The organism is Psychrobacter sp. 1U2 (genome assembly GCF_051847575.1).
Genome location: NZ_JBPYDC010001756.1, coordinates 1 through 531, shown reverse-complemented (window position 1 = coordinate 531; position 531 = coordinate 1). Strand labels below are relative to the sequence as shown.

Annotated in this window: 1 protein-coding gene and 1 pseudogene; one reads left to right on the top strand and one right to left on the bottom strand. The window is 45.2% G+C overall.

Annotated features, from left to right (window positions below):
• Positions 1-246 (top strand): annotated as a pseudogene (locus ACS8FD_RS24245) (FAD-containing monooxygenase EthA); the annotation flags it as partial.
• Positions 247-250: 4 nt separating this feature from the next.
• Here the strand turns inward: ACS8FD_RS24245 and ACS8FD_RS24240 are convergent.
• Positions 251-531, bottom strand: a 281-nt coding sequence (locus ACS8FD_RS24240) for an NAD(P)-dependent oxidoreductase (RefSeq protein WP_439277722.1), incomplete at its 5' end; no start/stop codon positions are given.

Here is a 531-nt window from a genome sequence, read left to right as displayed (position 1 = left end):
AACTATATGAAAAAGCACCGTTATAGTGTAGTTTTTCCGCAGGCTACAACGGAGCAAGAGCAGGTGCAAATGCAGCCAGATACGGTACTTGGTGCGCTATCAGCAGGCTATGTACGCCGTGCAAAAGATAAGCTACCCAAGCAGGGCGATCGCTATCCATGGCGTGTGACGAACAATTACCTAAGTGACCGTATTATGCTCAAATACCGTAAAATAGAAGACAACTGGCTACATTTTACTCGCTAGATATTTATTGAGAATCGTTGACGAAATCTGCCACTTGTTTACTCAACATTTGCCATAAAGTCTCTTGCGCACTTTTGCTACCCCAAGCATTATGCGGGCTAAATATTACGCGTGGATGATCGCTCAAGCTCAATAGGGGGTCATCTGCTGTAATAGGTTCTTGTTCAAAGACATCCGTGGCATAACCAAGGATTTGTTGATTATGGATAGCATCTGCCAGGGCCTGGCTATCGACAATACCGCCGCGAGCGACATTCACCAGTAAAGGTTGTTTGCTCATTTTGG